Origin of the sequence: Daejeonella sp. (genome assembly GCF_044348475.1) — a bacterium.
In the GTDB taxonomy this organism is placed as follows: domain Bacteria; phylum Bacteroidota; class Bacteroidia; order Sphingobacteriales; family Sphingobacteriaceae; genus Daejeonella.
Genome location: NZ_JBIKSU010000085.1, coordinates 1 through 6,978 on the forward strand (window position 1 = coordinate 1; position 6,978 = coordinate 6,978).

At 37.1% G+C, this 6,978-nt stretch carries 7 protein-coding genes; 2 read left to right on the forward strand and 5 right to left on the reverse strand.

What is annotated here, in order from left to right:
• The 3 genes from ACIQZ6_RS10945 to ACIQZ6_RS10955 form a co-directional block, all read right to left on the reverse strand.
• Positions 1–794: DnaA ATPase domain-containing protein (locus ACIQZ6_RS10945; protein ID WP_395811024.1), on the reverse strand; the 794-nt coding region annotated here is incomplete at its 3' end.
• A gap of 712 nt (positions 795–1,506) precedes the next feature.
• Positions 1,507–3,051, reverse strand: a complete 1,545-nt coding sequence (locus ACIQZ6_RS10950) for a methylmalonyl-CoA mutase (RefSeq protein ID WP_395811026.1) — start codon at positions 3,049–3,051, stop codon at positions 1,507–1,509.
• 4 nt (positions 3,052–3,055) lie between these two features.
• Positions 3,056–3,589, reverse strand: coding sequence for a hypothetical protein (locus ACIQZ6_RS10955; RefSeq protein ID WP_395811028.1), 534 nt, complete (start codon positions 3,587–3,589; stop codon positions 3,056–3,058).
• A gap of 94 nt (positions 3,590–3,683) precedes the next feature.
• Here ACIQZ6_RS10955 and ACIQZ6_RS10960 point away from each other — a divergent pair, with 94 nt between their 5' ends.
• Together ACIQZ6_RS10960 and ACIQZ6_RS10965 are read left to right on the forward strand one after the other, a co-directional pair.
• A complete protein-coding gene (locus ACIQZ6_RS10960; RefSeq protein WP_395811030.1) occupies positions 3,684–4,037 on the forward strand; it encodes a HesB/IscA family protein in 354 nt (117 codons plus the stop codon).
• A 66-nt stretch (positions 4,038–4,103) separates the two neighbouring features.
• Positions 4,104–5,348 (forward strand): ABC transporter permease, encoded by a 1,245-nt coding sequence (locus ACIQZ6_RS10965; protein WP_395811032.1) that lies wholly within the window; start codon positions 4,104–4,106, stop codon positions 5,346–5,348.
• A 129-nt stretch (positions 5,349–5,477) separates the two neighbouring features.
• Here ACIQZ6_RS10965 and rfbB read toward each other — a convergent pair whose 3' ends face one another.
• Together rfbB and ACIQZ6_RS10975 are read right to left on the reverse strand one after the other, a co-directional pair.
• Entirely contained in the window at positions 5,478–6,530 is a 1,053-nt protein-coding gene (gene rfbB / locus ACIQZ6_RS10970; protein ID WP_395811034.1) for a dTDP-glucose 4,6-dehydratase, read from the reverse strand.
• A gap of 57 nt (positions 6,531–6,587) precedes the next feature.
• Positions 6,588–6,978, reverse strand: a 391-nt coding sequence (locus ACIQZ6_RS10975) for a GDP-mannose 4,6-dehydratase (RefSeq protein WP_395811036.1), incomplete at its 5' end; no start/stop codon positions are given.

Here is a 6,978-nt window from a genome sequence, read left to right on the forward strand (position 1 = left end):
TGCAGGTGGTTGAAAATATGGAAGAAAATATCTTGAGTTTTTTCTTTGCCGGCAAAATTATGAACGTCGTCCATAATCAAAACATCCATTGCCTGATAGAAATTTACAAAATCATTAATATTATTATTCTTTAAAGCGTCAACAAATTGCTGTGTAAATTTCTCACAAGAAACATAAAGCACCAATTTATCTGTCAGGGTACGTTTAATTTCATTTCCAATTGCCTGTACAAGGTGAGTTTTACCTAATCCAACCCCACCATAAATCATCAACGGATTAAATGAAGTGCCTCCTGGCTTTCCTGCAACTGCATAACCAGCTGATCGTGCTAACCGATTGCAATCACCTTCAATAAAGTTTTCAAAAGTATAATTCTGATTTAACTGAGGATCAACCTGCAATTTTTTAAGACCCGGAATTACAAAAGGATTTTTTATATCCTTGTTCAGGGAAATTGGCATTGGCATAGACTGGTTTTTACCCTCAGCACCATTACCATTGGATGGCATATTGGTTGTGTAGGGAATACTGGTTGAAGACTTTTCTACAACAATATTGTACTCAAGCCTGCCATCTTCACCCAACTGCTTTTTTACTGTTTTTCTGAGTAGGCCAACATAGTGTTCTTCAAGCCATTCGTAAAAAAATAAACTCGGCACCTGTATGGTAAGAACATTACCCTCAAGACGTAAGGCTTTAATAGGCTCAAACCAGGTTTTGAAACTCTGAGCCGGGATATTATCCTTAATAATCTGAAGACAGCTATTCCATACATGTGTAGAAGTTTTTTCCATATAATTTTACTAATAACCTGATTTATAATGGGTGCCGAAAGAAATGTTGGTAACTCTTTGGAGAATCAATTATCGGAAAAAAAATTGATTAAAAAATTATAATTTGAAATTAGTTACAACTAATTGTTTATCAGGAGAATAACTTATTTTTTAATGATTCAACTGTTATGATAAAAAAGCAATTATTTTGCATGATTTTGATTAGAATAGTGCACAATTTACGCCAAAATTGACAGAATTTAAAGTATTTATGCACATAAATATTTAAAGGGCATTGTTATTTTGAGAGGATGAAAATTTCCGAATAATTGTTTGAATCTTGCAAAAAAAACTGATTTCATAAACAAAATTTAATTTTCTATACTATTCCAATTATTTAATGCCATTTTAACTGTTGAATTATCCCGAAAGCATTCTAAAATTCATGGTTGAAAAGAAAAATGATCGCTAGTATTTTTAATCTACAACAGGTTAAAAGAGATGCTTCAGTTCTAACATCTATTTCAACGTAGCCTATACAAAAAGAATATCCCACATCATTAGTATTCAATAATAAATTGAATGATAACAAAACAAGAACTTATTTGAAAAATCGTTCAGTTTTAGTGATTAAGATTAAAAAAGCTAATTCAACTAAAAGATGATGCTTGTAAACTAGCTAGATTTAATAACAACAACCAAAAGTATACGAAGCCATTAGATAATTTAGGCCTTAATATTCGCCAAATTCTTTTCTAAAAGTATCAGCAATCTCGCCTAATGTAGCATATACCTCAACTGCAGCTATAATATAGGGCATTGTATTCAAGCCATTTTGTACAGAATCGCTTAAGGCTTGCAAAGCTTTATCAACAGCCAAGCCGTCTCTTTTGGCCTTAAGGCTGATCAGTTTATCAATCTGTACTTTGCGGATAGAATCATCTACACGGAAAACTTCGGGTTTTAACCCTTCAGCATCTACATATTTATTTACTCCCACCAAGGTAGCTTCTGCACTTTCAATGTCTTTTTGATACTGATAAGCCGAATTAGCAATCTCATTCTGAATATACCCTTCTTCAATTGCCGCTACTGAACCCCCTTTTGCGTCAATAATTTCGATATATTTCCATGCAGCTGCTTCAATTTCATCAGTTAAAGATTCTACAAAAAAAGAGCCTGCCAGTGGATCGACAGTATCAGCAACCCCACTTTCGAATGCAATGATTTGCTGTGTTCTTAAGGCCACTTTGGCTGCCGCCTCAGTGGGTAATGAAAGTGCTTCATCAAAGCCATTGGTATGTAAGGATTGTGTTCCTCCCAACACGGCTGCCATTGCCTGATTAGTTACCCTGATTACATTATTAAGAGGCTGTTGAGCTGTTAATGTTGAGCCTCCTGTTTGGGTATGAAAACGCAATTTCTGTGCAGCAGGATCAGTTGCACCCAGACTTTTTGTAAGTTGTGCCCACATTCTTCTGGCAGCACGAAATTTTGCTATTTCCTCAAAGAAATTATTGTGGCAGTTAAAAAAGAATGACAGCCGTTTGGCAAAAACATCAATATCCAAACCTTTGTCTATAGCTGCCTGAAGATAGGCCTTGCCATTCGCTAATGTAAAAGCGAGTTCTTGCACCGCCGTTGACCCTGCCTCCCGAATATGATAGCCGGATATCGAAATGGTATTCCATTTTGGAAGTTCTTTACTACAGAATTCAAAAACGTCTGTAATAAGTTGCATGGATGCTTTAGGTGGATAAATATACGTTCCGCGAGCAGCATATTCCTTCAAAATATCATTCTGAATTGTCCCTGAAATTTGTTTTAGATCGGCACCTTGTTTTCTTGCCAGGCAAATATACATGGCCAATAAAATTGGTGCAGTAGCATTAATGGTCATTGAGCTAGTTACTTTACTTAGATCAATCCCATCAAAAAGAATCTCCATATCCATAAGCGAATCAATTGCCACACCAACTTTTCCAACTTCACCCTCAGACATTTCATGGTCTGAGTCGTAGCCGATCTGCGTAGGAAGGTCAAAGGCCACCGATAAGCCGGTTGTGCCCTGTGAAAGCAAATAATGATATCGTTTATTTGATTCAAAAGCAGTTGAAAACCCTGCATACTGCCGCATAGTCCACATTCGGCCCCGATACATATCCTTTTGAATTCCACGAGTAAATGGAAACTCGCCGGGCAATTCAAGACTTTTAGAATCTGTATAGACTTCCTTTATTTCAATTCCTGAACTCGTTTTAATTTTTTTTTCACTCATTTGATTAAAATAAAGACTGAATATCTTTTTTAACAATGCTCAGCGCAAGGTCATATGGGTTTTCGGTTTCCAGATTAGCCAGATGATTGAGAACCGATTTACTTAAATCAATCGAACTAGCTTGGGCCGGCAAAGCATTTGCAGCGCTACCGATGATTCCAATAGTCTGTTCTTTGATCCTTTTTACCACAGCCCAAGACATTTCAGTCACGTAAATCTGCTGAGAGATATTGTGCTGATATTCAGCACGAATTTCAGTTATGACAAGTTTGTGCATTTCAATAGCGCTCATACCAGGCACATGTAAACGAACAAGTAAATTTGAAGGATTGATCCTTTCTAAGAATAATACTGTACGCTCATAAGCCTGTAGCCTTAATGGAAGGATATGTATGTGTTCGGCTTTCTTTAATTCCAGCCTTTGAACGTCAAGATTTTGCATTAGCAATGGCTTCACAAAATACCAGGCGGCAAAGAATACTAAGAGTCCTGAAAATGTATATTTAATTATATCAAACAAAAATGTAATATCATTCATGATGCTGCAATTGTTAACAGATGGTCAAAAAGCTGTAGATCAAAACAAAAGTGAGCAATTTCATGTATATTTGCGATAAGATTTTAAAAGAAATATGAGCACAGAAATTGCAAATCTTACAGCACCGGTTACTTTAACGGATGGGGCAAAGAAAGAAATAAAAAAACTTATTCAGCAGCAGGAACTAGGGTCAGATTACGGATTACGTTTGGGAGTTGAGGGTGGCGGTTGTGCAGGCATGAATTATATTTTAGGTTTTGATCAGAAAAAAGATGGCGATCAAGAATATAGTATTGATGAGATCACTGTCTTTATGCACAAGGCGCATGGTTTATATTTAGCTGGTATGGAAGTTGATTTCAAGGATGGATTAAATGCACGTGGATTTACTTTCAGCAACCCGAATGCCAGCAGCACCTGCGGTTGTGGCACATCATTCTCAGTTTAAAATATATTTTTGTAACATTTTATAAAGTCCTGCTGTCAAACTAGCAGGACTTTTTATATTTATACTATGGCGGGAACAATGAGTTATTCTGAGAATGTCAAGGTTGCTATGCAATCTGTGAAGGGCAATAAGCTTCGGACATTTTTAACTGCAATCATTATAGCAATTGGTATAACCGCATTGGTTGGCATTTTAACTTCTATTGATGCGATTGAGGGATCATTAAATAATACATTCTCAAGTATGGGAGCCAATTCCTTTACCATCAGAAACAGGGGTATCGGAATTCGGATTGGAGGAAGTGGCCAGAGACCCAAAAGATATAAATCAATAGATTATAGACAGGCTACTGCATTTAAAAGCAATTTTGACTTCCCTGCAACCATATCCGTAAATACCTTTGCTACATTTGGCGGAACTGCAAAATATGGAAATGAAAAGACCAACCCGAATATTTCTGTACTCGGCGCAGACGAAAATTATTTAATGTCGGCAGGATACAAAATAGCTACTGGCAGAAATTTTTCTCAGTCGGAACTTGAATATGGAACTAGCGTTGTAATTATAGGCGATGAAATTAAGACCCGACTCTTTCCTAATGCAGATCCAATCAACAGAACAATCAGTATTGGGAATAATAAATTCAGGATTGTAGGACTATTAGCAGCAAAAGGCTCGAGTGTTGGTTTTGGCGGCGATAAGGTCTGTATAATTCCTTTACTTCGTGCTAAGCAGGTGATGACCATCGCAAATCCATCTTACACCATTTCTGTAATGAGTGATGATCCAGCACAAATGGAATATGCAATTGGCGAGGCAACGGCCTTGTTCAGAAATGTCAGAAATTTAAAAATATCTGATGAAAATAATTTTGAGATAACAAAAAGTGATGCTATTGCTCAGACACTGGTTGAAAACCTGAAATTTGTTCGAATTGGAGGAATTGTTATTGGGGCTATCACACTTATTGGAGCTGCAATTGCCCTCATGAATATCATGATCGTTTCAGTAACAGAGCGAACCCGTGAAATTGGAATACGCAAGGCTATTGGTGCAACACCTTTGGTTATTCGCAGACAATTTTTGATTGAGGCAATTGTTATTTGTTTAATGGGAGGCATCACAGGAGTAATTCTAGGAATCCTCATTGGCAATTTACTCTCCATGGTGATGGGTGGATCATTCATTATGCCCTGGGTCTGGACTATCCTTGGATTAACCCTATGTATTGGCGTAGGCTTAATGTCTGGGCTTTACCCTGCTGTTAAGGCATCTAAGTTGGATCCTGTGGATTCACTTAGGTATGAGTGAAAGGGGAAAGCTGAAAGGGGAAAGCTAAAAGCTGAAAGGGGAAACCTAAAAGCTAAAAGCTGAAAGCTAAAAGGTTAAAGCAGAAAGCTAAAAGGGGAAAGGGGAAAGCTGAAAGGGGAATTTAACGTTTTATCTCTTTCCGTACTGATCATTATAATAAGATTGATAATTGCCAGAGGTAACACTTTGAAGCCACTCTTCATTATTTAAAAACCATTCAACAGTTTTTTCAAGCCCTTCTTCAAATTGTAGGCTTGGCTTCCATCCCAGATCTGCTTGAAGTTTTGACGAATCAATTGCATATCTAAGGTCGTGCCCGGCACGATCGGTTACGAAAGTGATGAGTTTTGCTGATGAACCAGGTTCTCTTCCTAATTTTTGATCCATAATTTTACACAATAACCGAATCAGATCAATATTTGTCCACTCGTTATGCCCTCCAATATTGTAGGTGCTTCCAGCAGGAGCTTGATGAAAAATCAAGTCAATTGCACGGGCATGATCTTCTACCCATAACCAGTCACGAATATTTTCGCCTTTCCCATAAACCGGAATAGGAAGATTATTTTTAATGTTATTAATAGAAAGTGGAATCAGCTTTTCAGGAAAATGAAAAGATCCATAGTTATTAGAACAATTAGAAATCACAGCATCGATCCCGTATGTATCATGGTAGGATCTAACAAAATGATCAGAACTAGCTTTAGAAGCTGAATAAGGGCTATGGGGATCATAGGCTGTTTCTTCAGTAAATAAACCTGTTTCTCCAAGACTTCCATAAACTTCGTCTGTAGAAACATGATAGAAGCGATGATTGCTATATGCGTTTTTCCATTGATGACGAGCTGCATTTAGTAGGTTTACCGTACCAAGAACATTGGTCATAACAAACTCTAAAGGATTACTTATTGATCTATCGACATGTGATTCAGCTGCAAGGTGTATCACTGAGTCGATCTGCTCTTCAGAAAATAATTGATCAATGAATGCCGCATCAACGATGTCGCCTTTTATAAATTTATAGTTAGGACTTTGCTCAATATCCTTCAGGTTAAGAAGATTTCCGGCATAGGTTAACTTATCAAGGTTAATAATCTGGTAATTGGGGTAGTTATTTACAAATCGCCTAATAACATGAGAGCCAATAAAACCTGCTCCACCGGTAATCAAAATTTTCTTCATTTCTAAGATAGATTTTTTATTAAGGGAACATGTGCTCCACAAAGTACTTTACACTATTTAAAGAGGATTCTGTTTTATATATTTCTCCCATTCCCATGCAGAGCTCATCATATCCAATAAACCCAGCTCAGCTTTCCATGAAAGATCACGCTCAGCTTTAGTTACATCACCAAAGATCCTAATAATATCACCAGGTCTTCTTGGACCAATAGAATAATTCAATTTCTGGCCGGTTGCCTTTTCAAAGGCATGGATTACTTCTAAAACAGAATTTCCGCGACCGGTGCCAATATTGTAAATATCAAATTGTTCTGGCTCAGCTTCTAATTTCTTTAACGCGGCAACATGCGCCTTTGCAAGGTCAACTACATGGATATAATCTCGGATACAAGTACCATCGATCGTATCGTAATCATCACCAAAAACAATGATATTACCCCTTTTACCA

What these genes read in the sequence shown, in the direction of transcription:
- ACIQZ6_RS10960 (WP_395811030.1), top strand. Translation starts at nt 3,684, where the DNA reads ATGAGCACAGAAATTGCAAATCTTACAGCACCGGTTACTTTAACGGAT.
- ACIQZ6_RS10950 (WP_395811026.1), bottom strand. Translation starts at nt 3,051, where the DNA reads ATGAGTGAAAAAAAAATTAAAACGAGTTCAGGAATTGAAATAAAGGAA.
- rfbB (WP_395811034.1), bottom strand. Translation starts at nt 6,530, where the DNA reads ATGAAGAAAATTTTGATTACCGGTGGAGCAGGTTTTATTGGCTCTCAT.
- ACIQZ6_RS10965 (WP_395811032.1), top strand. Translation starts at nt 4,104, where the DNA reads ATGGCGGGAACAATGAGTTATTCTGAGAATGTCAAGGTTGCTATGCAA.
- ACIQZ6_RS10955 (WP_395811028.1), bottom strand. Translation starts at nt 3,589, where the DNA reads ATGAATGATATTACATTTTTGTTTGATATAATTAAATATACATTTTCA.